The 23129-nt window shown below is 46.8% G+C and carries 25 protein-coding genes; 14 read left to right on the top strand and 11 right to left on the bottom strand.

What is annotated here, in order from left to right; genetic code table 11:
* Positions 1–5: 5 nt before the first annotated feature.
* From AKJ31_RS11250 to AKJ31_RS11240, 3 genes are read right to left on the bottom strand one after another with little or no spacing between them, the layout of a single operon-like run.
* Positions 6–422: an ExbD/TolR family protein gene (locus tag AKJ31_RS11250; protein WP_053409195.1), complete on the bottom strand. Its 417-nt coding sequence runs from the start codon at positions 420–422 to the stop codon at positions 6–8.
* On the bottom strand, positions 419–1096 hold the full coding sequence (locus tag AKJ31_RS11245; protein WP_053409194.1) for a MotA/TolQ/ExbB proton channel family protein: 678 nt from the start codon (positions 1094–1096) through the stop codon (positions 419–421). Before AKJ31_RS11245 ends, AKJ31_RS11250 begins: the two co-directional genes overlap by 4 nt.
* Positions 1096–1854: an energy transducer TonB gene (locus AKJ31_RS11240; protein ID WP_053409193.1), complete on the bottom strand. Its 759-nt coding sequence runs from the start codon at positions 1852–1854 to the stop codon at positions 1096–1098. Before AKJ31_RS11240 ends, AKJ31_RS11245 begins: the two co-directional genes overlap by 1 nt.
* A 401-nt stretch (positions 1855–2255) precedes the next feature.
* On the opposite strand from AKJ31_RS11240, the gene hutX reads away from it, so the two are divergent.
* From hutX to AKJ31_RS11225, 3 genes are all read left to right on the top strand, one after another.
* Entirely contained in the window at positions 2256–2759 is a 504-nt protein-coding gene (hutX, locus tag AKJ31_RS11235; RefSeq protein WP_053409192.1) for a heme utilization cystosolic carrier protein HutX, read from the top strand.
* A gap of 117 nt (positions 2760–2876) precedes the next feature.
* A complete protein-coding gene (gene hutZ, locus AKJ31_RS11230; RefSeq protein ID WP_053409191.1) occupies positions 2877–3407 on the top strand; it encodes a heme utilization protein HutZ in 531 nt (176 codons plus the stop codon).
* A gap of 93 nt (positions 3408–3500) precedes the next feature.
* Positions 3501–4022 carry a cobalamin adenosyltransferase gene (locus tag AKJ31_RS11225; RefSeq protein ID WP_053409190.1) on the top strand — a complete coding sequence of 174 codons (522 nt, stop codon included), beginning with the start codon at positions 3501–3503 and terminating at the stop codon, positions 4020–4022.
* Here the strand turns inward: AKJ31_RS11225 and AKJ31_RS11220 are convergent.
* On the bottom strand, positions 4016–5005 hold the full coding sequence (locus tag AKJ31_RS11220; RefSeq protein WP_053409189.1) for a D-2-hydroxyacid dehydrogenase family protein: 990 nt from the start codon (positions 5003–5005) through the stop codon (positions 4016–4018). The genes AKJ31_RS11225 and AKJ31_RS11220 overlap by 7 nt on opposite strands.
* A 28-nt stretch (positions 5006–5033) precedes the next feature.
* Complete coding sequence (locus AKJ31_RS11215; protein ID WP_053409188.1) at positions 5034–5597, bottom strand: DUF924 family protein; 564 nt, start codon at positions 5595–5597, stop codon at positions 5034–5036.
* Between the two features lie 341 nt (positions 5598–5938).
* Here AKJ31_RS11215 and AKJ31_RS11210 point away from each other — a divergent pair, with 341 nt between their 5' ends.
* Positions 5939–6868: a carbamate kinase gene (locus AKJ31_RS11210; protein WP_053409187.1), complete on the top strand. Its 930-nt coding sequence runs from the start codon at positions 5939–5941 to the stop codon at positions 6866–6868.
* Between the two features lie 117 nt (positions 6869–6985).
* A complete protein-coding gene (locus AKJ31_RS11205) occupies positions 6986–7267 on the top strand; it encodes a hypothetical protein (RefSeq protein ID WP_053409186.1) in 282 nt (93 codons plus the stop codon).
* On the opposite strand, the gene AKJ31_RS11200 is transcribed toward AKJ31_RS11205, so the two are convergent.
* Together AKJ31_RS11200 and nadE are read right to left on the bottom strand one after the other, a co-directional pair.
* The gene (locus AKJ31_RS11200; protein ID WP_053409185.1) at positions 7264–7812 is read right to left on the bottom strand and encodes an MSHA operon transcriptional regulator; all 549 of its coding nucleotides are present in this window, start codon (positions 7810–7812) and stop codon (positions 7264–7266) included. The two genes, AKJ31_RS11205 and AKJ31_RS11200, sit on opposite strands and share 4 nt — an antisense overlap.
* Positions 7813–8090: 278 nt before the next feature.
* The gene (gene nadE / locus AKJ31_RS11195) at positions 8091–8918 is read right to left on the bottom strand and encodes an ammonia-dependent NAD(+) synthetase (RefSeq protein WP_053409184.1); all 828 of its coding nucleotides are present in this window, start codon (positions 8916–8918) and stop codon (positions 8091–8093) included.
* 179 nt (positions 8919–9097) lie between these two features.
* On the opposite strand from nadE, the gene AKJ31_RS11190 reads away from it, so the two are divergent.
* The 4 genes from AKJ31_RS11190 to AKJ31_RS11175 all read left to right on the top strand — a co-directional run bounded on the left by AKJ31_RS11190 (position 9098) and on the right by AKJ31_RS11175 (position 12254).
* A complete protein-coding gene (locus tag AKJ31_RS11190) occupies positions 9098–9610 on the top strand; it encodes a nicotinate-nicotinamide nucleotide adenylyltransferase (protein WP_053409183.1) in 513 nt (170 codons plus the stop codon).
* A 28-nt stretch (positions 9611–9638) separates the two neighbouring features.
* Positions 9639–10127 carry a hypothetical protein gene (locus AKJ31_RS11185; protein WP_072161326.1) on the top strand — a complete coding sequence of 163 codons (489 nt, stop codon included), beginning with the start codon at positions 9639–9641 and terminating at the stop codon, positions 10125–10127.
* Positions 10128–10351: 224 nt separating this feature from the next.
* Complete coding sequence (locus tag AKJ31_RS11180; protein ID WP_053409182.1) at positions 10352–11158, top strand: substrate-binding periplasmic protein; 807 nt, start codon at positions 10352–10354, stop codon at positions 11156–11158.
* 133 nt (positions 11159–11291) lie between these two features.
* On the top strand, positions 11292–12254 hold the full coding sequence (locus AKJ31_RS11175) for a ribonuclease Z (protein ID WP_053409181.1): 963 nt from the start codon (positions 11292–11294) through the stop codon (positions 12252–12254).
* A 47-nt stretch (positions 12255–12301) separates the two neighbouring features.
* On the opposite strand, the gene AKJ31_RS11170 is transcribed toward AKJ31_RS11175, so the two are convergent.
* Both AKJ31_RS11170 and AKJ31_RS11165 read right to left on the bottom strand, forming a co-directional pair.
* Entirely contained in the window at positions 12302–12781 is a 480-nt protein-coding gene (locus tag AKJ31_RS11170) for an aminoacyl-tRNA deacylase (protein ID WP_053409180.1), read from the bottom strand.
* A gap of 91 nt (positions 12782–12872) precedes the next feature.
* Positions 12873–13763 (bottom strand): LysR substrate-binding domain-containing protein, encoded by an 891-nt coding sequence (locus AKJ31_RS11165; protein WP_053409371.1) that lies wholly within the window; start codon positions 13761–13763, stop codon positions 12873–12875.
* 89 nt (positions 13764–13852) lie between these two features.
* Between AKJ31_RS11165 and AKJ31_RS11160 the strand changes: the two genes are divergently transcribed.
* Positions 13853–14770 (top strand): DMT family transporter, encoded by a 918-nt coding sequence (locus AKJ31_RS11160; protein WP_053409179.1) that lies wholly within the window; start codon positions 13853–13855, stop codon positions 14768–14770.
* 53 nt (positions 14771–14823) lie between these two features.
* On the opposite strand, the gene AKJ31_RS11155 is transcribed toward AKJ31_RS11160, so the two are convergent.
* Positions 14824–15777 carry a GGDEF domain-containing protein gene (locus tag AKJ31_RS11155; protein WP_053409370.1) on the bottom strand — a complete coding sequence of 318 codons (954 nt, stop codon included), beginning with the start codon at positions 15775–15777 and terminating at the stop codon, positions 14824–14826.
* 50 nt (positions 15778–15827) lie between these two features.
* Positions 15828–16730 (bottom strand): DMT family transporter, encoded by a 903-nt coding sequence (locus AKJ31_RS11150; protein WP_072161311.1) that lies wholly within the window; start codon positions 16728–16730, stop codon positions 15828–15830.
* Positions 16731–17072: 342 nt separating this feature from the next.
* Here AKJ31_RS11150 and AKJ31_RS11145 point away from each other — a divergent pair, with 342 nt between their 5' ends.
* The 4 genes from AKJ31_RS11145 (at position 17073) to phnD (ending at position 23086) form a co-directional block, all read left to right on the top strand.
* The gene (locus AKJ31_RS11145; RefSeq protein ID WP_053409177.1) at positions 17073–19004 is read left to right on the top strand and encodes an ATP-binding protein; all 1932 of its coding nucleotides are present in this window, start codon (positions 17073–17075) and stop codon (positions 19002–19004) included.
* Positions 19001–20386, top strand: coding sequence for a sigma-54-dependent transcriptional regulator (locus AKJ31_RS11140; protein ID WP_053409176.1), 1386 nt, complete (start codon positions 19001–19003; stop codon positions 20384–20386). The genes AKJ31_RS11145 and AKJ31_RS11140 overlap by 4 nt, the downstream gene beginning before the upstream one ends.
* A gap of 214 nt (positions 20387–20600) precedes the next feature.
* Positions 20601–21812 (top strand): glycerophosphodiester phosphodiesterase family protein, encoded by a 1212-nt coding sequence (locus AKJ31_RS11135; protein ID WP_053409175.1) that lies wholly within the window; start codon positions 20601–20603, stop codon positions 21810–21812.
* A 233-nt stretch (positions 21813–22045) separates the two neighbouring features.
* Positions 22046–23086 (top strand): phosphate/phosphite/phosphonate ABC transporter substrate-binding protein, encoded by a 1041-nt coding sequence (gene phnD, locus AKJ31_RS11130; protein WP_053409174.1) that lies wholly within the window; start codon positions 22046–22048, stop codon positions 23084–23086.
* Positions 23087–23129: the final 43 nt, after the last annotated feature.

Below are 23129 nucleotides of genomic sequence, written 5' to 3'. Positions count from 1 at the left end.
CACGTCTACTCTTTTGATTCTTCGGTGAGAAGCTGCGTCGCTTGAATGCCGTTTTCTTGCAGGAAAGCGAGTAGCTTGACGAGGTGTTGAACATCCGCTGTTTTTTCTGCGCCAATCACAATCGGTTTAGAATCCGATTTGTGCTGTTCCAACAACGCGATAGTAAAGTTGTTCCAATCAAGGTACTCCTTGCTGTCGATTGCCCAGTGAGGTTCGCTTGCGAGGATATTGACGGTAATCGATTTAGTATCAACTTCTGAAACGGCTTGCGAATCTGTGGTTGGCAGATCGACTTCGAGCGAGTCCAACTTGACCGCTGCGGTCAGCATCAGGAATACCATCACGATAAAGATGATATCCAGCAGCGGTGTTAAGTCCGGAGTGAGGCCAAACTGGTTGTCGGGCTGTTTAACCTTAATCATGCTTGTGCCTCGGATTGCTTGGCATTACGCTCTAGCGCGACGTGTTGCACGCTGATGCCTTCTAACCACAAGTTGACGTAGTTGAGTGTATGTTCAAGCTTTGCCATCACTTTGTCAGCCCACAAACCAAGTAGCTGCGCACCAGCAATTGCGGGCAGAGCGATCATCAGACCTGCTGCGGTAGTGCGCATCGCTAAGCCCAGTCCATCGGCAAGATCGTTTGGTGTGATGTTGCCCGTTGATGCAGCGACACCTTTAAACATTTCAATCAGGCCTAATACTGTCCCCAGCAGGCCGATTAGTGGGCTGATCACGCCAATAAGCGTCAGCAATCGTAGGCCAGAATTGAGCTGGTGGCGCTTCTCTTGCAGCCACATACCGGCGGCATCTTCACGCAAGGTCTTGGAGAATGAATGATGCGCGAGCAGCATTGCCACGCCTTTGTAAAGCAGTGGACGACGTGGTGCGAGTTTGTCAGCGAGTTCTTCGATCTGCTGCGATTCAGTGGGTGATATCTGTTTGAGTTCGGCACGAATCGCGCGTTTGCCAACCCCAAGACTAATCACGACTTGAAACAGTCGCTCGACAACGATCATCACAGTGAGCGCTGAGCAAATCATTAACGGCCATGCCATTAAGCCAAGGTTTTCTTGAATTTGTTGTAAATGTTCCATTATCGATCCAATTTAAAGCGAACGGGTATTTGAACTCGATGCGCCATTTTTACGCCATCGACTGTGTGTGGAGAGAACTTCCACTTTTTAATTGCATCCAGAGCTGATTTATCGAGCATCGTGACGCCAGAAGAAGAAACCAATACTTGCTTCACTTGTTTGCCGTTTTCATCCAGCCAGATTTCATAGGTTGCCACGCCCTCAATACCGCGTTTGCGTGCCAGCCTCGGGTACTTAGGCGGTGTGGGTCTGCTTAAAAACGACGGTCTTTCCACCATCACAGGCTGTGCTGTTACACCCTGACTCGATGGTGTCGGTTTAGATTCGCTGATCTCTTGGTCTGGAGTTGGTTTTTCTTGTTTTACTGGCTTTTCTTTAACGACTTTCTTCGGCTCTGGTTTGGTTTCTGTCGTTTTTGGTTTTTTCTGAACTTCTTTTTTTACCGGTGGTTTCTTCTCTACCGGCTTCTTAACAGGTTTTTCTTTCTTTACTTCAGGCTTTGGCTTCTTCGGTTTTGGTGGCTCTTTTACCGGAGGTGGCTCTGGTGTCGGCTCGGGCGCCGTTTCTGCTGGTTGCTCCGCAGGCGGTGTTACTTCCGCGACCTTTGGTGCTGGCTGTGAAGTAAAGTTGATTGAGACAGAGGTGGTTTGGTTGCCCGCTGGCATAGCAAACACTTTTGGTTCTTGTGCGACGACGAGAAACGCGGCGTGTACTGCCAAGGAAATGCCTCCGGCAACGCTGTATCGCTTAAGATTCACTCTACCCTCACAAATCTATACGGTTAAAAATTGGAGTAGGATTATCACCTACAACGCAAATAATATCAATTATCAATTGCATTATCATTCACTGCAAATTATCATTTTGTCACTTTTAAGCCAATTTAGCGTGAAGCGAGTAATAACAAGTGTTTCAAGCTTTATGTAAGGCGAGATATTGATAAATTTGATGAATCTATTCAGGGTTCAAATTGCTCAGAGCCGCTGCTTGAGGTGTGGCATGATCGCGGTTGGCCAAGATTGAAAAAGAATATTTATTCCTGACGTTGGCAGGTCAATTTTGGGCAGTCACCTTAGCACAAGGTTGCCCACAAGTTTTACCGCATACGTATCCACAACAGACAGCGCTAAAAGTCGCTGTAGCGCAATAAGTGAAGAATATGGAAGTACTAAAACAACAAGTGGCTCAGTTGATTGAGCAAGAACCGACACTGCTACCTGCCGCGATCGCAGAGCGTTTGAATATTTCTGAGTTTGAGGCCGTGTCGGCACTACCGGACGAAATGGTCGCGCTGGTCGATGGCGTACACGCACAAACTATTTTGGAGCAGTTGGTGGGATTTGGTCCTGTGACGACCATCATGCATTCGTTTGGTTCGATCTTTGAAGTCAAGGCGCCGTTTCCAAAAGGCAAGCTTGCCCGTGGTTACTACAACCTGATGGGTAAAGAAGGCGAACTGCACGGCCACCTAAAATTGGACAACGTGAAAAACATCGCGCTGGTGAGCAAACCGTTTATGGGACGAGAAAGCCATTACTTCGGGTTCTTTAGTGAAGAAGGGCACAACATCTTCAAAATCTACTTAGGGCGTGATGAAAAACGCCAACTTATTGAAGAGCAAGTTACTCAATTTAAACAGTGGCAACGCGCGTACAGCCAATAACTCAACTTTGCCGAACATGGAAAGTCGCTTTAGCTCACTTCTCATTGATGTAACAACAAATGTCAGCAAACCATGTTTAGTTAGTTAAAATTATAAGAGAAAGTCAGGAGTCAAAGAATGGATCAACAAGTAAAACAAGAGCGTCTGCAAGGACGATTAGGGCCAGAAATTCAAGAGTTTCGTCAAGAGCGTCGTACCTTGCAGTTGGCGACAGTAGATGCAGATGGTCGACCAAATGTCAGCTACGCACCGTTTGTGCAAAACCAAGATGGTTATTTTGTGTTGATCTCAGAAATTGCCCGTCACGCTCGCAACCTACAAGTGAATCCGAGCGTTTCGATTATGATGATCGAAGACGAAGGTGGCTCAAAGCAGTTGTTTGCTCGTAAGCGTCTGACGTTCGATGCGGTAGCAAAGGTCGTTGAGCGCGACAGTGAACAGTGGAACCAAGTGATTGCGCAGTTGCAAGAACGTTTCGGCGAAATCATTGACGGTTTAAGCCAACTGCAAGACTTTGTACTGTTCAATTTCAAACCAGAGCATGGTTTGTTCGTAAAAGGTTTTGGTCAGGCCTACCAAGTGTCAGGCGATGATTTAGTCGATTTCGTCCACTTGCAAGAAGGACACAAGAAAGCGTCCAACGCATAAACCTGTGTCGCTAAAAAAGATTAACCGCCACACGCGGTTGAGATAGACTCAAGAGGGCCAATTTAGGCCCTTTTTCAATCTTAGGAGTTTGATGTGAAACCAGTTAGCAAGGATCACGGCGAGATATGCTATCCCTTTATCTATGAAGACAGTCCAGTGTGCGATTTCGAAATCGCAGCGGATGAACTCTGTAGCCGAATTGGGCTGGTGTTAACCAAAGAGCTAGACCCATTGAGCCGCGATATCCTGACTCGGGTTCAACCGAACGTCTACCACCTCAACGGTTCGGTGCGTGGCAAGCTCGCGATTGGAGAAAAAGAGCTTCAAGAGCTGTATCAGGATTACAACCTACTGCGCGATAAACTGGACGGTGGCTTTAGGGGATTTGTGCTACCGGGAGGAGATGCGGTTGCGGCAGAGTTACACCTTTGCCGCACTCAGGCGAAGAAAATTGTTCGCACCTTAGTTGCGATCGAACATTCAGGAAAACGATCACCAGACGCAGTGTTATTTCGTTACGCCAACTTGCTTGCCAATGTCATGTACGCACTTGCTTCTTATACCAATCGCGTCAGACAGGTACAGGAAGTGGAGTTTGTTAGCCGCAGCTACTGAGTACACTCACCGAGGACTTGTGGGTTGGCGATGTTTTCTGGTTGTCCTTTTGCAAAACACGCTACGTTCTCTAACGCCCATTTAAAGTACAGCTCGTAACTGTTGCGCTCGACGTATCCAAGGTGCGGCGTCGCGACCACGTTAGGTAACGTCAGTAGTGGCTGGTTGTATAAATTGGCTGGTTCTTGTTCATAGACGTCTACCGCAGCGCGTTTGCTTGGGGATTCCAGCAAGGTATTGTAGAGCGCGTTGGGCTCGATCAGTTCTGCACGACTGACATTGAGCAGCAAGGAATCCATTTTCATCATATCTAGGTCGTGTTTACTGACGATATAACGCGTAGCGTCATTGAGGCGCAAGTTCAGTGAGACAATGTCGCAGCTTTGAAATAACGCTTGTTTGCTCTCTGCTGCACTATGTCCGTCAGAGCTGGCTTTCACGCGTGATTGCTCACTGCCCCAAACCATCACCTTCATATCAAATGCTTGGGCATAGCGAGCAAGGCGTTGGCCTATCTTGCCGTATCCCCAGATACCTAAGGTTAAACCGGCCAACGTGGAGCCTAAACCAAGTTGCCCAGATTGTTGCCAACTGCCTTGTTTGAACTGCTCAATGTACGCAGGAAGATGTCGCATCGATGCCATCAATAATGCCCACGCGAGCTCGGCTGGCGCGGTTGGTGAACCAATCCCTTCGGCGACCGCGACTTGGTGTTGGGTGCAATCGTCCAAACAAAGATGATTACTGATTTTACCGGTTTGGCTAATGAGTTTTAGGTTGGGTAAGCGAGCGAGTAACTGCGGCGTTATTTCGGTGCGTTCGCGAATGAGCACCAGCACATCGAACGGAAGTAATCTTGCAACCAAGAGATCTAAGTCAGTAACAGTATCGTTGAAAATGGTGACATCGTGTTCGTTCAGAATCGAAAAGCAAGAAAGTTGTCGAACTTGGTCTTGGTAGTCATCTAAGATTGCTATTTTCACTTTTATTGTCCTTGTTTTTCGATGAATTTTAAAAACTGGAATTAGGCTGTTTTAAAAATTCGATCTCTTCCTGAGTACTTACTCTTCCCAATATATCATTGCGATGAGGGTAGCGGCCAAATCGGTCGATAATCACTTTATGTTTTAATTCAAAATCATAATTATTCTCTAAACCCGGAGCACTAAACAGTTCCAGTGCTTTTTCGTGAATAATATTCGATTCACTATGCATAAAAGGCATATATAAAAAGCTCTTTTCTATCGTCGTGAGCTGTTGATCCATTTCAAGCATAATCGCTTCTTGAGCGAGCACTAGCGCCATTGGATCTTGCGCGAAAGCCTGTGGTGTATTGCGGTAAACATTGCGAGAAAATTGGTCAAGGACAATGATTTCTGCCAAGCGCCCGTGAGGTGTGGATCGCCACTCAAAAAGTTCCGACTTTTCAGCATGTTTCAATAGTTCACCAAAACGCTGATTGATCGTGCTATCTAACTGTTTTGAACCCGAGAACCAGTCTTGCGCTGTGAGCTCTTTAAACCAGAACTGCAGCACTGTTTGGGGAGTGTAGGCTTGGCTTATAGTGTCTCGCATGTTGAATAATCCTTGGATAATTATCGATGAGATTCTAAAAATATAAACCAATCTGTGATAGACGTTAAGAACTCGAACAAAGTTTTGCTTCGTGTTGTGAAACTCAGTCAATTAACTATTCATGATATGAGCCTATTTAATAGCGTTGTGAATAACCTTTGTGTTTATAAGTGAAATACTATTCAGTTTATAAATTCATGCAAAAATATCCCAGAATATGCATGCCAAATTTAATAGATTTAAGTCACGATTTCCCAGCCAACAATTAATTAATCTCTACTTCGACAAATTACAGAACATAATTTTTGGTTATTTTTATCCCATTTTTGGAGGATATGTTTATGCGTATCGTATTAGCGCTGGGTGGCAACGCTCTTTTGGCTCGTGGTCAAGCTTTAACTGCTGAAAATCAAAGAGAAAACATTCAAAAAGCGGCAGAGAGTATCGCGGCAATCGCTAAGCAACATGAAGTTGTGATTGTACATGGCAATGGCCCGCAAGTAGGTCTATTGATGGAACAAAATGCCGCTTATCAAGAGTACTCACCTGAAACGACGCCTTACCCAATGGATGTTTTGGGCTCTCAAACCTGCGGTATGGTCGGTTACATGCTGCAGCAAGAGCTGAGAAACTGCGATGCGAGCTTAAACATTGCAACTTTGGTGACTCAAACCCAAGTGAGCAAGAGCGACCCTGCGTTTGCTAATCCAACTAAGTTTGTTGGTCCGGTCTACAGCGAAGCGAAAGCGAAAGAGTTGATGGCGGCAAGTGACAAAGTGTTTAAAGCTGACGGTGAGTACTACCGCCGCGTGGTGCCATCTCCGATGCCACAAGACATTGTAGAAGTACCCCAAGTTGAAACCCTACTGACTGCTGGAAACGTTGTAATTGCGTGCGGCGGCGGCGGTGTGCCTGTTTGCATCGAGCAAGGTCGCAGTGTGGGCGTAGAGTGTGTTATCGACAAAGACTTAACTGCAGAACTATTGGCAGAGAAGATCAACGCCGACTTGTTTGTGATTCTGACTGACGGCTCAATCTACCGTAACTACGGCAAACCAGACCAAGCAGAAATGAAAGTGGCAACGCCAAAAGGTCTGTCTGAGTTCTCTTTCCCTGCTGGTTCTATGGGACCAAAAGTTGACGCGGTATGTAAGTTTGTAGAGTCAGGTCGTGGTGATGCAGCCATCGGTTCGCTGTTTGATCTTGATAAAGTGATCTGCAATGAAGCGGGCACGTTAATCAAGCAAGGCGAAGGCATCGAATACTACTGATGCATAAAGTGCCTCAGACCTTTATGAGGCGACAAATTTACCCTCTCTAGGTATTGGCTTTTCATTGCCAATACCTATAATTTGCGCTCTGTTACACCTATGCTCCACAAGGTTATTATGAGCGCAAACCTCAAACCAGATCGCGTGACTGCGATGCGTTCTATCATCGAACAAGTTAAAACGACCCTTCCTCTCTATGCGCCAGAAACCTTTATTTGTGGTACCAAAGGTAATTGCACCGGATGTCCAAAGAAGTTGCTTGAAATGGTGGACTCTGAGTTGAGCTACTGGGAATCGGCAATGGATCGTGGCATTACGCCACAGTTTGATGAGATACGCCGATTTGGCAAGATGTGCACCAGCGTCAGACGCGGGTTGCAACGCAACGGTTTGCTTTAAACCGTTGCTTTTTTAACAAAGTAAGGGTTGTCGAACTTCTTCGGGTTGCCGAGTTCAGACATCACCAGTTTATTCCACAGTTTGGCATCAAACTCTTCTTTGGTGATCGCTGGATAAAGAGTCTCTAGTTCTTCCATCGCCAGGCGAATAAACTGCTTCTTCTTAATCTGGTTATATTTCTTCGCCACGCGATTATGCTGGCTGATCCACTCTTTCTTAAACGCAATAAGCGCGGGTTCAGCTTGTTCTAGCGGTAATCGAGATAGGTAAATACGTTTGTACGACACCTTTCTGTCAATCATGGTGCGCAGCGCAGTCTGGATATACTTACCGTGGTGGGTAACCGAAATATCGTTTTTATCAAAGAATTTGACGCACCAACCCGTCGGCAGAAAATCAGCCTTACGGTATTGTTGATTGCGGACAGTAATCGCCTGATGCATAACAAGATCAGAAGTGCCATTAAATGTCTGTTGCCATTTACCGATGCGGATTTGAATCGCAGTCGGCAAGCGATAAATATTGGTGAATTTATCTTGATCCATATACAAATACTTTAATCGTTGAAGAAACCAAAACGATAGAACTTAAGATGACGAACAAAGTTATTATCTGAGTCGTTAATTGGATTGGAATGAGAATCCAATCGGCTATTCTAGTAAAAACGATGCTAAGTATCTATAGAGAAATTATCAGAAAACGGTCAAAATTTGGCGGCTTAGTCTTACGTTGTAAGAAAGTGTGAGGCGTGATTACGCTACTGTTAGCATGTTTGTATAAAGGCTTATTCATACGTGTGAATAAGCCTTTTAACGCAAAACGATCAGTCGTAGATGGTTGGGATTGGCTGACGTTTGTGCTGAGTAATGGTGTAGATGTGAACTAGGCGTTTGACTACGTCATCTGCCACAGGTTTGCCTTCTAGAAAATCGTCGATTTGGTCGTAGGTCAGGCTTAGTGCATCTTCGTCGGCTTTTTGTGGTGCCAGCTCTTCTAAATCCGCAGTCGGAACTTTCTTCACCAATAGCTCTGGTGCACCAAGTGTTGCCGCGACTTGACGTACTTGGCGTTTGTTCAAGCCAAATAGAGGGGCTAGGTCGCACGCGCCGTCACCAAATTTCGTGTAGAAACCAGTAATGTTTTCCGCGGAGTGGTCAGTACCCAGCACCAAACCGCCTACGTAACCCGCTACTTCATATTGAGCAACCATACGAGCGCGCGCTTTTACGTTACCTTTTACAAAATCGACTTTGGCTGGATCTTGTGGAATCAGCCCTGTGCCTTCCAGCGCGGTGTTAGTTGCCGCGTGAATGCCGTCCACACCTTGCTGAATATTGATCGATACTGAGTGCGTTGGCTTAATAAAGCTAAGGGCTAGTTGCGCTTCGTCTTCATCTTTCTGTTCGCCGTAAGGAAGACGTACCGCGATGAACTGGTAACCGCCGCCTTGTTCTTCATTAAGTTGATCTACGGCCATCTGCGCTAAACGACCGCAAGTGGTTGAGTCAACACCACCACTGATGCCAAGCACAACAGCTTTGCAGCCGGATTCTAGAAGTTTGCGTTTGATGAAATCCACACGACGGGTGATTTCAAAATGTGGGTCTATAGAGGGTTGTACACGCATTTCCTCGCGGATCAACTGTTCCATAATCTATCCTTCCTGCAAGCAATATAGTTTAAAATCTGTCAAAACGATGAGTCGCCTTAGGGTAGAGCCTTTCCTAATCCAGTTAAGGGCGATATCCTAAGACAACTGAGTCCTATGATACCTAAATGAATCGATTAGAAAACTGTGATCACAGTTTTCACTAACGTTTAAGGGAAAAAATGAGCAAAATTGCTGTCTTTGGTAGTGCCTTCAATCCGCCAAGCCTGGGTCATAAGAGCGTAATAGAGTCACTTTCTCATTTCGATAAAGTCTTGCTACTGCCAAGTATTGCTCATGCTTGGGGCAAAGAGATGCTGGATTACCCTGTGCGTTGTGAATTGGTCGATGCGTTTATTAGCGATATGGATTTGGCCAACGTTGAGCGCTCAACGATTGAAGAACAGCTCCACCAACCCGGACAAAGTGTGACCACATTTGCCGTTTTAGAAGCACTTGAAGCGAAATACCCTCAATCGGAACTAACGTTTGTGATGGGACCAGACAATTTGATCAATTTTGCTAAGTTTTACAAGTCACAAGAGATCCTTTCACGTTGGTCAGTGATGGCGTGCCCAGAGAAAATCAAGGTTCGCAGCACAGACATCAGGGATGCGCTGCGTTCCAAAAATGATATTACTCATTTAACAACACCTAAAGTTTGGCGTAAATTGGTCGAAAATAGTTATTATTGAGTAATTACACAGTTTAGGGGCGAGTGTGGTGCGTATTAAACTGATACCGCTATTAATGTTGATGTCTGCATCGGCGCTTTCGTGCGAGATGTATCAAGCCTCTGATGATCAAAATGAGTCGGTGTTGTTCCATTCTAACAGCGGCGTGTGTTACTCCCTCCTCAATGGCATCGAATATTCTGCTGATAAGTACCAAGCCCGTTACTACTTCTTCGATCAAGAAGAGGACGACGGCAGCGCAGGGTATTGGTCTGACTGGGTACTACAAAGCGACACCAATCCTATTTTCACTCAAAGTCTAGCGACCAGCTATTTTGGGCTTGGTGTGTGGGTTCCGAGTGAACTGGAAGATCGTTTGACCTACCTGCATCCGGAAGAGTGGTTATTAAGCCACGGTCTGCAGCTTAGCCTCGGCTTTGGTAAGAAAAACATCGGTGAACCGCGTATGCGTCTCGACTATCGTTGGCACGACAAGTATGAAGGCGATTTTATGATGCAGGTCGAACTTCCTTTCTAACTCTTTCATATTACGACTAGATATGAGCTTAAGCTAATATCTAATTCGATGATTTTATTCAATTTATGTGATAAAACTAAGTCTACTTGCCTCAGTTTTGCAACCATCCCCAATGACTGGCTAGTTATCCGTGATTCGCTCAATAGTTCTATTTTGTTGCTATTGAAGTAGTACTAATGTGTCTTATAGTAATAAGTAGATTTCTCATTTAACTTTGTACAGGTATGTTGGGTTTAGCCAAAAAATTGAATTGTGGGCTGGTGGGGTTGCTTGGGTTGTTGTTCTCATTGCAGGGGAGTAGTGCGCCAATCAAGCTGGATCTGTATACCCAAGAGTTTCCACCGTTACAGGTTGAAGTTGACGGCGAACCAGAAGGTTATGTCGTCAAGTTTATCGAAGCGGTCGTGGCTGATGCGGCTAAAACGGTACCAATGGAAATCTCAGGCGTGCATTTTGTGCCTTGGAAGCGTGCAATCCGTACCACTCAAAGCCAGCCCAATAGTCTGTTCTTTTCTATTTCCCGAACCCCAAATCGCGAACAACAATTTATCTGGTTAGGTCAGGTTTCTCCGTACGAAGTCGCGCTCTATCGTCATAAAGATGGTCCGAATGTTAGCGCAACTAGCCTAACCGAACTCAAGGACTATCGTTTCAGCTCGCAGACCGCAAGTTCGTTTGAAGAGCTGACAAAAAAGCTCGGCATCAACAACAATATCCCCGTCAGTTATGGCAAAGATGCCATTCGTTTATTACGAGCTAAACGGGTCGACTTTGCTCCACTTGTCACTGCGAGCTTTCATTACCGAATGGAAGAATACGGCTTTAATCCTGATGACTTTGTTGAAGTGATGCGCGTCGAGCCGCTTTGTAAAGAGCTGTGGCTGGTAACTGGCAAAGAAACGCCACCAGAAGTCGTGAAGGCACTGGTGGAGAGTTTCAAACGTTTAAAAGCAGAGGGTTTGCTTGAGCAATTGATTAATGAGTATCACCCCAAAAGTGAGGTGATGACTCGGTATCGCGGCAAGGTTTGAGCCAAGACGCGGATATTTACCCTAATCTTTAGCTTCTTTTCACAGCTCAGCCATAGTAAGGGCAGTAACCTACGAATGTGTTTAACTTCTTCGACTATCCTTTGTTATAACCTCCACACCATCTAGGAGATTCATGGAACTCTGTTTTTTGGGCACTTCGTCTGGTGTGCCGACTAAAACACGTAATGTCACTGCGGTTGCGTTGAAAGAAAGTAAAGGGAAAGGTTGGTTCTTGATTGACTGCGGAGAGGCGACTCAGCATCAACTGCTTAAGACCTCGTTAACGGTTAATAATCTGCAGGCGATTTTAATCACCCATATCCACGGTGACCATTGCTATGGTTTACCGGGCTTACTTGCCAGTGCAGCAATGAATCATCGTACTGAGCCGTTGACGATCATTGCGCCTAAAGGCATTCAAGACTGGTTTGAAGCGACGCAAAAATTCACCCAGCTTTATCTTCCTTATCCGATACAGTTTATTGATGCAGAGAGCTTACCAAGCGTGACCATCGGCCAGTTCACGATTGATCTGACTACGCTAACACATCGCGTTCCTTCGTTTGCTTACCGATTTACCGAATCGACAATTAAGATCTACCTTGATTTTGCAAAACTCGCCGAGCACAACATTCCCAGAGGGCCGATTTGGGGACAATTGGTAAAAGGTGAGGATGTGGTATTTGGTGACAAGGTACTGAAAAGCCGAGATTTTACCTATTATGCTCACGCACCGAGACGAATCATTATCGCGGGCGACAATAGTGAGCCTGAAAAACTGGCCGAGTTTAGTCATAATTGCCATGCGCTGGTGCATGAAGCGACTTATGCAAAAGAGTTGGCAGAACAGGCCAAAGAGTATGGTCACAGCTACGCTGAGTTGGTGGCGCGATTTGCGGAAAAAGCGCAGATTAACAACCTTTTGCTAACCCATTTTAGTCCGAGGTACCAAACCGATCCCAATGCGGATACATCGATCGAGCAGTTACGTCGTGAAGCGGCGCAAGTGTATCGCGGCCAGTTGTTCCTCGCCCAAGACTTCACGAGGTACCGGATGGATACCCAAGGTGAACTTGAACAAATTTTCGAGGGATAGATAGCAACAAGGCTTTTACCAACACAGCGATAAAAGCCCTTTTGCGTTTAGTGAAAAACCTGACTGCTAAATCGTATCACACGGATTGGGTCAATCAGTGCAAGAAACGCGTCTTGATCTAGCCGGATCAGGGTTTCATGGTCTCCCGCTTCAAGGTAGACATAATCAAGGTGGGTAAGCATTTCATCACACACTGTCGACATATGATATGGACTGCCGACAGGTGGAACCGCGCCGTGTTCGCAATCAGTAAACATTTGATAGATTTCACGCTCTTTCACTAGGTGGTAAGAGGCACTAAATTCATCGTCTAAACGAGATAAGCTGATTTTATTGTTGGCGGGCAACACAGCCATCATATGTCGACCTTCGTGGTCTTCTAACACTACGCCCTTGGCCAAATTAGACAATGGCACACCTGCAGCAACACCGCTTTGCAGTGAACTGTGGCTATGACGGTGGCGTACTACTCGAAACGGAATATCGTGCTCTGTCATATAGTGGTCGAGCCGGGTTGAAATAGTCATACAAGCCTCCTTCTGTATGAGACCCACACTGAGTATAGGTAGCAGACAGAAAGGCGACCAACTTAATTGTACAAATTAACGACGATTTAATTTATGCGGCGCGAAATTCACTGCGTAGCCAATTTCTCAGTGTCAGGACGTGTTCATTTTTGAGCTTGTCCCGCTGGCAGGCAAAATAGAAGTCCTGATGTGGGTTTAAAACCGGTGAACCTACCTCAACTAAAAGGCCTTGGCTGACATCATCACGGACAAACTGACGATGTGTAACAAACACACCTAGCCTCTGAATGGTTGCTTGTACTGCTTGAATGGATGCAGAAAAGCTGAGGTTGTTGACGCTATCGGGAACGGGCAGGTTATTGCTCTCACACCAGACTTTCCAGTCGTATTTTCGGCGATCATTAGCGGCAATAATCGCTGGGTACTTCTCTAAAAGTTGTTGAGGCGTCGTGTGGTCATCCACCAGTTCTGGGCTCGCCACCATCACCAGCTCGTCTTCGGACAACAGTTCACAGTAATAATCCTGCCATTCGTCTGATTTACCGTGGATGATGGCAACATCGACACCTTCTCTTTCCAACGCAAAGCTACCAATAAGGGTGGAGATTCGGATATCCAGTTGTGGTGCGAACTGGTTAAAGCGATGCACCCGCGGGATCCACCAATGCATTGCTAGCGAGTTGACCATGTTGAGGGTAAGACGATGACTTTGTTGCTCGCTGATCAACTGCTGCGTTGCTTCGACGATCTGTTCCAATGCAGGAGCAACTTGCTTGTAATATTTTCTACCTGCCGCATTCAAGACCACTGTGCGACCAATGCGTTGAAATAATGGCTGACCGAGTTGATGTTCTAGGGATTTGATCGCCTGACTGACCGCCGAGTGGCTGACACTGAGCGTTTTTGCGGCGTCAGTCATGCTGCCTGTTTCCGCCACAGCGACAAAAGAATAGATCGATTTCAGTGAAGCAAGTTTTTTCATCTGTAAGTTTTTCTTACGTAATCTGTAAATATTATTCGTTTTTAATTCACCCAGCACACTCCTAAACTTAGCGTCAAAAGGGAGGAGTTATGCCAAACCAGTTGTACCCAATATTGTTCATGTTATCGTCAACGTTCAGTTTGTCATTAACTGGACTATTTTCCAAGTTTCTCAGTCAGCACTTAGACACCAGTTTGTTTAGTTTCCTTAGATTTAGCGTGCCGGCACTGTTTATCATGATCCTATTAGTCGGGCAAAAATGGACGCTACCTAATAAGCAAGAAGCGGTGGCAATCTGGGGGCGTGCACTGTGTATTGCTGTGTGTCAGGTGTGTTTTATCTATTCCTTGCAACACTTATCGCTGGTAGAAAGTGTGGTGCTTTTCAGTACCGGTCCCTTGTTCATTCCATTGTTAGAAAAGTTAATCTTTTCTGTTGCGCTGAGCCGAATTAATTTAGTCGGTCTGATTGTGACCTTTGCTGGAGTTGTGATGCTGGCGGGGGATGTGTCCGGGATAGAGTTTCGTCCTGAGTTGTTGATTGGTCTGGTAGCCGGTTTGTTTAACGCTGGGTCGCAGTTGAGTTTATATCGCATCAGCCAGAGCAAACTCAGTGCATGGGCGATCAACTTCTGGACGTTCCTGTTTGCGACGGTGTTGATTGCCCCGCTAGTCGCAATCAGCGCGGCGCAACAACAAGCTTTGTATGATCTTGGTGATGTAAGTATGTGGGTATTGATCGCAACCATGGCGGTACTTGCGATATTGATTATTAACACTCAGGTCTTTCGTTCTAAAGCATACAAGTTGGCGGAATCTGGCTCCCAACTTGCACCGCTGATTTTCACCAATTTAATCTTTACCGCGATGTGGCAATTGATGTTCTTTGACGAGAGCTACAACCCATTCCAAATGCTGGGATTAGCTTTGATTATTGGCGCTAACGTGTGTTGTGTGATTATCCCGAAATGGCGTAAAAGTCGCACGATGCGGTTGGCAAAGCAGTAAGGCGTCGGGATGAATAACTCGGTTCTCTGTCGCTGAGCCCCGAGTTAATCGAGTTAAATAGAAACAAATGAGACGCCGTTTTTACCGTTGCGTTTTACTTGATACATCGCTTGGTCAGCGTGCTCGTAGAGTATTTCGAAATCTTTATAGGCACCGCTGAACTGACAGACACCGATACTAAAGCCGATGTTAGCTTCGCCGTTTTCAAGCCGAATAGGTTGGTAAGCTTGGCTCAATAGGCTATCGGCAAATTGCTGGACTGAATCTTCGTGGTAGTGCGGGCAGAAAATCACGAACTCGTCGCCACCCATACGGGCAATTTTGGCTTTTTTAGGAGCGAGCTTTCTCATCCAATCCGCAATATACACCAACACCTGATCGCCCGCTTTGTGTCCAAGGTGGTCGTTTACTTTCTTAAAATCATCCACATCGATAAAGATCAAAGCTGATGAGTCTTGCGGTGTGAGTGTTGGGCGTTCATCAAACGCCGATTTCAACGCTTGGCGGTTCATCAACCCCGTGAGAGGATCCTGTGTTGCAAGCTTGGCTAACTCAAGTTCGTAGCGTTTTTCATTGGTGATGTCGATGTGCGTACCCATAATACGCAGCGGTTCGCCGTCAGGAGTGTACTCGACGATTCGTCCACGGTCCGACACCCAACTGTGGCTGCCGTCTTTGTGGATCATGCGATGCACGACCTGATACGCCTCGGTTTCGCCGTTAAGGTGAGATTCAAACGCACCGACCGCAAGCTCGTAATCGTCTGGGTGTAATTTGCTTTTCCAGGTTTCGACGTTGGCTTCTAGCTCGTGCGGTTGAAACCCCAGCATCTTGCCCCATTCCATGTTGAAGATGGTGAGCTTGCCAGTTGGGACGTGTTGCTCCCATAGGCACAATCCGGTTCCGTCTAACGCGGCGTTGAGCTTTTCCTCGAGGCGTTGATTTTCTTTTTTCAACTGTTCGATCGTTTGTTCGAGTTGTGCAATCTTGTTTGGCTGATCTTCCATCATCTCTACAGCTTTTGCTTTGACTTTGCGCTACGCCGAATTCGGCATTCTTATTCGTGCACTTTGGCACGTCTGACAACTTGTTTCCCAAATACGTTAATCAATGCGCCGGTAACAATCAATGAACCGCCAATGTATGACCAGACTGAAGGGACTTCGTTAAACAGCCACACGCCAATCAAAGTCGAGAAGACGATCTGCACATAAGAGTAAGCAGACGCTTGCCCAGCAGCTTGAGTTTGCATCGCTTTAGTTAAACCATATTGGCCGACTTGGGTAAAGATGCCGACCAGAATCAGCATTAGAGTGAGGAACAAACTTGGCCAGACGAAGTTGTCCCAAATCAGCAGCAATGAAATCGGTAATGCAACCAGTGGGAAGTAGAATATGATCACCGAACTGTCTTCGGTTTGGCTCAGTTTACGGACCACCACATAAGCGATGGAACTGCCGAAGGCGCCCAATAGTGCAGTGGCCACGCTGAATAGCGGCAATTCGTTCACCTGACTGCCATTCAGCGCCGGTTGCACCATCACGAGAAGCCCAAGTAAACATAGCGCGATACAGATAACCGTCGGTGTTTGGATGCGCTCTTTAAGAAACAGCAATCCCAACAGCGCAGTAAACACAGGATGGACATATTGAAGAATCGTCGCTTCCGCCAGTGGTAGCGTCGTTACCGAGTAGTATACGCACATCAATGCCAAAGTGCCGACTGCGCCGCGTAGAAACAGAAGCGGCTTGTTGTTGCCCCAGATAGAGATGCGTTTTCGCTTCACGTCCAGATAACTCAGGATCAATGAGACCAACGCCCTTGCGGCGACGATTTCGAATACCGGAATGCCGTATGTGCTGACGTACTTTACGCACGCAGACATTAAGGCAAACCCCATGGCAGACAAAATCATGTATCTGACCCCAACCGGGATCCCAGAAGCAAACGTAGAAGGCATGTGCGCAAAATAATTAACAAAATGAGCCGATATGATACAACATAATGTTCTATCACGTTGAGCAAATTTAACCCATCTGAAGCTCTTTCGGAGTCATGAAAACATCTTCTCATCCCAGATAGGGAGGGGGCGGTATTTAAGTTTGATTAAGGTAGCGGTTTAGACACTTTCTTCGTATCTGATGCACAAAATAAGCATTGTTATCTTTATTAATAAATTGTAGTGATGTTTTATTAATATTGTTAAAGACTCCTATTTGGTACACATCTATCCCAAACAGGTAGACAACGTGCGTGCTGAGCAAAAGGAGATTGTGTTGTGAATCAGCTGACTCGTCACCCCATGAATCAAACAAAACCGACAAGATCGACTTTCTCTCCCCACACACGTTGGTTGAGGTGGAAGGGCATCGAGTTGCGTCTTGGTCTCGCGCTGGCGATCTTGTCGATGACCACACTGTTATTGGCGCTATTCTCGACCTTCACCTTTAATCGGCTCGACCAAGCGTTGGTTGAGTTAAAAGAGAAAGACATTCCCGCTCTAGAGCAAGCTGCGCGACTGAATGACATGGTGCGTTTGGTGATCACCGACTCGTCTACCTTAACCGAAGCGGATTCCAACCTAGAGCGCCGCAAAGCGATCCAGAGCATCGAAAGCAATATCCAGCAGATGACCGAGATTATGGGTAGCTTTCCGGAATACTACGCTTATTTCAAAGACATCATCGCTCAAGTGAGTAATAGCCTAAGTCTGTTGTATCAAAGTGGTGAAGAGTCCCGTCAACTCAATCAAGAGTTAAGAAATTTGCTTGAAGGTTTTTACCCATTGCTGCAACAAGTGAGTGATGAGCTGGATCTATTACCCTCTGAACAGAAAGAAAAAATCCAATACAGCCAGTTGAAAGCGCTGCTTTATTATCAACTTGGCTTGGTGGAAAAACTTTACAATGATAGCAGTTTCAATGAGCTGGATTACACCAGCTACCGCCTTGAACAAGTTGGACTGGAATGGCGCGGGTTGTGGCAGGCGAGTGGTGTATCGGAACTGCGTCCAGAATTGGATGAAAAGCTGTCGGTGATTTACACCCTTGCCTCTCGTTCCAGCAAGCTTTATCAGCTTAAAAACCAAGCCCTTGAGCATCATTACCAACAAGAGTATTTTCTGCAGAATAGCCGCGAGTATCTCAACCAGCTATCAATCCAAATTGAAGGCAATACCTCGAAAGTGAATCTGGAAATTGACGCCTCTATCGTCAGAGCGCAACACTCACTGGCGTCCAACCGCACGCTCTCGCTCGCGTTATCCTTGTTCAGTTTGCTCGCGGCAGCCGCGATTGCTTGGTTCTACGTGCGTAAGAACATTCTTGAGCGTTTGCTGCAATTGAAAGACGACATGTTCGCTATTTCGACCGGTCACCTCGATACCAAAATCGCGGTAAAAGGTAACGATGAAGTCACGCAAATGGCCAAGTCGCTGCAAGTGTTCCAAGCTACGGCGAAAGTGGTGAAGCAGACCAACCAAAAACTGGAAGCGGAAGTAGAAGAGCGCCGACTTGCGGAGGAGCGTTTACGTGTCACTCAAGATGAGTTGGTGCAAGCGGGTAAGCTCGCGGCGCTTGGTCAACTCAGCGTTGGCATTACGCACGAAATCAACCAACCACTCACTGCGGTCAATAGCCACGTCAGGAGTGCGCAGAAATGGCTCGAACAACAACGTGCCGACAAAGCGGTGATCAATCTGCAAAAGATCGAGCAGTTACTGGAAAAGGTGGCGGCGTTAACTCATCACTTGAAAGCGTTTTCGCGTAAAAGCGACGGCAAAGTCTCGTCCACGCGAGTATTACCCGTGGTCAGCGATGCAATCGAGCTGTTTGCTAACCGAGAAATACCGATCAAACTCGAATGCAGCATTCCCGCAGATGAAATGGTGCGTGCGAACGCAATTCGACTTGAGCAGGTGCTGGTGAACCTGTTGAGCAACGCGGTGGACGCAGTGAGCGACAAAGAGAATCCTCTCATCGTGGTACGTATTGAACACCACCTGAATGATATTACGATTTCGGTGAAAGATAATGGCAAAGGAATCGCTGAAGACGATCTTCCGCATATCTTTGACCCATTTTATACCCGCAAAGAAGTCGGCAAAGGGCTCGGGCTCGGACTGTCGATCGCGTTTAACATCATTAAAGATTTTGGTGGCTCGATTAAGGTGTCATCACAGCCAAAGCAAGGCACAGAGTTTAAAGTACAACTAAAACAAGGCGAGAACTCATGAACATGGAAAAGCACGTCACGCTGATAGACGATGAAATGGATGTAGTTGAAGCGGTGAGTGAGATGCTGGAACTAGAGGGTTTTAACGTCACTTACTTTACCGACCCCAAACAAGGACTGAAGTGTCTTTCGCCAAGCGCAAAAAACGTCGTGTTGTGCGATGTGAGAATGCCAGAAATGGATGGCTTAATGCTGCTGGATGCGGTGCAAAATCGCGCGCCAGGTTGTGAAGTGATCCTGATGAGCGGTCACGGTGATATCCCGATGGCGATAGAAGCGATGAAGCAGGGCGCATTCGACTTTATCGAAAAGCCGCTCGACAGCGACGAAGTGATCGAAAAGCTCAACTTAGCGATTGAACATATTCAGGCGCAGCCGGATCTCAATGACGCCGAAGACCTGCCGATTGAATCGGTCGTGATTGGTGAATCGCAAGCGATGGAGCGGATCCGCAGTCAGGTGCTTGCGCTATCTCGCACTGGCGTCGACACCATCATCAACGGTGAGACGGGCACGGGTAAAGAGGTGATTGCTCGCGCGCTTCACCAGTACAGTGACCGTAAAGACAAACCGTTTGTCGCCATCAACTGCGGCGGTATGACCGAGAGCATCATTGAGAGTGAGCTGTTCGGCCACGAAGCAGGGTCGTTTACCAGTGCGAACAAAAAACGCATCGGCAAAATTGAGCAAGCGCACGGCGGCACCTTGTTTCTCGATGAAATTGAAAGTATGCCCATCGCGGTACAGATCAAGCTGCTTCGTGTGATCCAAGAGCGAGTGATTGAACGTGTTGGTGGGAATACTCTGATTCCCGTTGATATTGTCGTGGTCGCGGCGAGTAAAGCCGATCTAGCCAAGCTGAGTGAAAGCGGTGAGTTCCGCGCCGACCTGTTTTATCGACTAAACATCGCCAGCCTGAATCTTCCGCCATTAAGGCAGCGCAAAGAAGATATTCAAGCACTGTTTAGGCACTTTGTGGTGCAAGCCAGCCAGAAATACAAAACCCGTCCCTCCAGCCTGTACGCCGAGCAAATCCAGCAGCTGTGCCGACACGACTGGCCGGGTAACGTGCGTGAATTACGTAACGTCGCGGATCGCTTCGTCCTCGGCATTGTAGGTGACGGTTTTGATCTGCAAACGCCCGCGACGTCAGGTGAAGAGAGTTATTCATCGCAGCAGCCTTTTGCGTTTGAGCAGCAAATGGAGCAGTACGAGCGTAACGTGCTGACCGAGGCTTTGATTGAGATGGCGGGCAACATCAACGAGGTGTCGCTACGTTTGAATCTTCCACGTAAGACGCTGTATCGTAAAATGAAAAAGCACCAACTGGATAAAGAGAGTTTTAAGCCAAATCGAGAAATCAGCCAGCAAAACCAACCTTGAGACATAAATGACCCAACTGTAGTGGAGTGCTAATTTTTGTTTTTTATCTCATTGAAATTATTGATTATTTTTCTTGGCATAGAGTCTGCTAATTGAGAGGTTGCTCGGTTACAGGAATAAAACATCCGACACTGTTATCAAACTGAAATGTAAGGGTGTTTTAGTAACGGGCGCAAATAATCAAATAAAACAATTTTGCTGCAAGGAGAAACCGATGAAGCAAATCTTAACGAGTAGTATCGCTCTATTGTTAGGCGTCAGCTCACTGGCTATGGCAGGGAACGAGCCCGCGCAAGTTGGCCCACGACCTCTGTATCTGGTTAACGACATGGAAGATGGTGAACTCAAAAACAAACTTCAAAGCTGCAGTGCCGGTCCTTTTCATCGTACCGACTTTTCTATCGGCCACCGTGGCGCTGCGATGCAGTTCCCTGAGCACACAAAAGAGTCTTACCTAGCGGCAATCGCGATGGGTGCAGGCGTATTGGAGTGTGACGTGACGTTTACCAAAGACAAACAGTTGGTATGTCGCCACTCGCAAAGTGACCTGCACACCACCACTGATGTTTTGGCACACCCTGATCTTGCTAAGAAGTGTACCGTACCGTTCAAACCAGCGAACCCAGCAACGGGCGAAGATGCGCAAGTTGAGTGTCGTACTTCTGACTTCACTTTGGCGGAATTTAAGACGCTAAAAGGTAAGATGGACGGCGCAAACCCGAAAGCAACCACGGTTGAAGAGTACATGCAAGGTACTCCGGGCTGGCGCACTGACCTTTATTCACAAACTGGTACTTTGATGACACACGCCGAGAGTGCGGAGCTGTTTAAGAAGTACGGCGTGAAAGTGACGCCTGAGCTTAAATCTGCTGCCGTTGAGATGCCATTCAACGGCTTTAGCCAAGAGATGTACGCGCAGAAGCTGGTGGATGAGCTGAAGCAAGTGGGCTTTAGTGCCAAAGACGCGTATGTGCAGTCTTTCAACTTGGATGACGTTAAGTACTGGATCAACAAAACACCTGAGTTTGGCAAGCAAGCGGTTTATCTTGATGACCGTATGTACGAGCAGGAAGGTTTTGTTGCAACCTTGGACAACATGAAAGCGCTATCTGATGCAGGCGTGAACATCATCGCTCCACCGCTCTACGCGTTATTGGCGCTGGATAATGATAAGAAGATCGTTCCTTCAGAGTACGCGAAGCTGGCGAAGCAAGCTGACCTCGACATTATCGCATGGACGCTTGAACGTTCTGGCCCGCTGGCGCAAGGCGGTGGTTGGTACTATCAAAGCGTGAGCGAGCAAATTGACCAAGACGGCGACATGATGAAAGTGCTTGATGTGCTAGCGCAAGATGTGGGTGTTCTTGGCGTGTTCAGCGACTGGCCGTCAACCGTAACTTACTATGCGAACTGTATGGACATCTAAGTCCAAACAAACGTGATTGCTAAAGGGCCGAAAGGCCCTTTTTTGTATCTTAAATTGTCATAGGACAAAAATGACCCAAATCGATAAAATTGAGCAGGACACAAATGACCCAAATCTAAACTGGTGTAATGAATTTGTTTGTAACCAATTGAATTATAACAACATAAAACCTGGCATAGCATCTGCAATAACAAAGAGCGAATAATACAATAACGTGAATGTAAGGTTCTAATATGAAAAACAGTGTAAAAGGATTGTTAATCGCTGGCTCTTTGCTGCTGCCTTCAGTTGTAATGGCTAATGAATGTGCGAACCGTGGTGTTTTGGATGAACGCTACTGCGATGAGAACAACGATTTAGTTGCGGACTCACCAAAAGATTCTGCGGAATGGATCGATCCAAGTACTCTCGTGTTTACCTATACGCCAGTGGAAGACCCGGCGCTCTACAAAGATGCGTTTGCTGATTTCCAGGCGCACCTGAGCAAAGTCACGGGCAAGAAAGTGATTTACTACACGGTGCACTCAAACTCAGCTCAAGTAGAAGCGATGCGTTCTGGTCGTCTGCACGTAGCAGGTTTTTCGACTGGCCCAACGGGTTACGCGGTTAACCTAGCGGGTTATGTGCCTATCGCGGTAAAAGGCGATGAGAAAGGCTTCCAAGGTTACAACCTGATTACCATCGTGCGCAAAGACAGCGGCATTGATTCTATGGCGGATCTAAAAGGCAAACGTGTTGCCCACACTTCTGCATCATCCAACTCTGGCAACCTTGCACCGCGTGCTCTATTCCCATCTCAAGGCCTTGTTCCTGATGAAGACTACAAAGTGCTGTACTCAGGTAAACATGACCAATCAATACTTGGCGTTTATAACGGTGACTACGATGCGGCGCCAGTTGCATCGGATGTTTATGATCGCATGGTTGCAGCGGGCCGTGTTGACGGTGAAGATCTGAAAATCATCTACCGTAGTCCACGTTTCCCAACTTCGGCGTTTGGTTACGCTTACAACCTAAAACCGGAGTTGGTCGACAAGATCAACGAAGCGTTCTTTAGCTACCGCTTTACACCAGAAATGAGTGCGGCGTTTAAAGGCGCAGACCGATTCTCGCCAATTACCTACAAAGAAGACTGGGCTGTAATCCGCGACATCGCGCATGCGACAGGTACTGCTTACACCAAAGCGGGTCTGAAAAAGCTGGCTGAGAAAGACGCCGCTAAGCGTGCGAAACAAAAAGCAGCAGAGCTCGCTAAGCAAGCAAAAAGCGAATAATCCCCACTTAACTTTCAACGTCAATTCGTACAGTGCTCTCACG

It is taken from the genome of Vibrio hepatarius (assembly GCF_001274785.1).
GTDB lineage: Bacteria > Pseudomonadota > Gammaproteobacteria > Enterobacterales > Vibrionaceae > Vibrio > Vibrio hepatarius.
The sequence above is the reverse complement of the archived record's forward strand: the minus strand, read 5'-3'. Positions and strand labels throughout refer to the sequence as shown.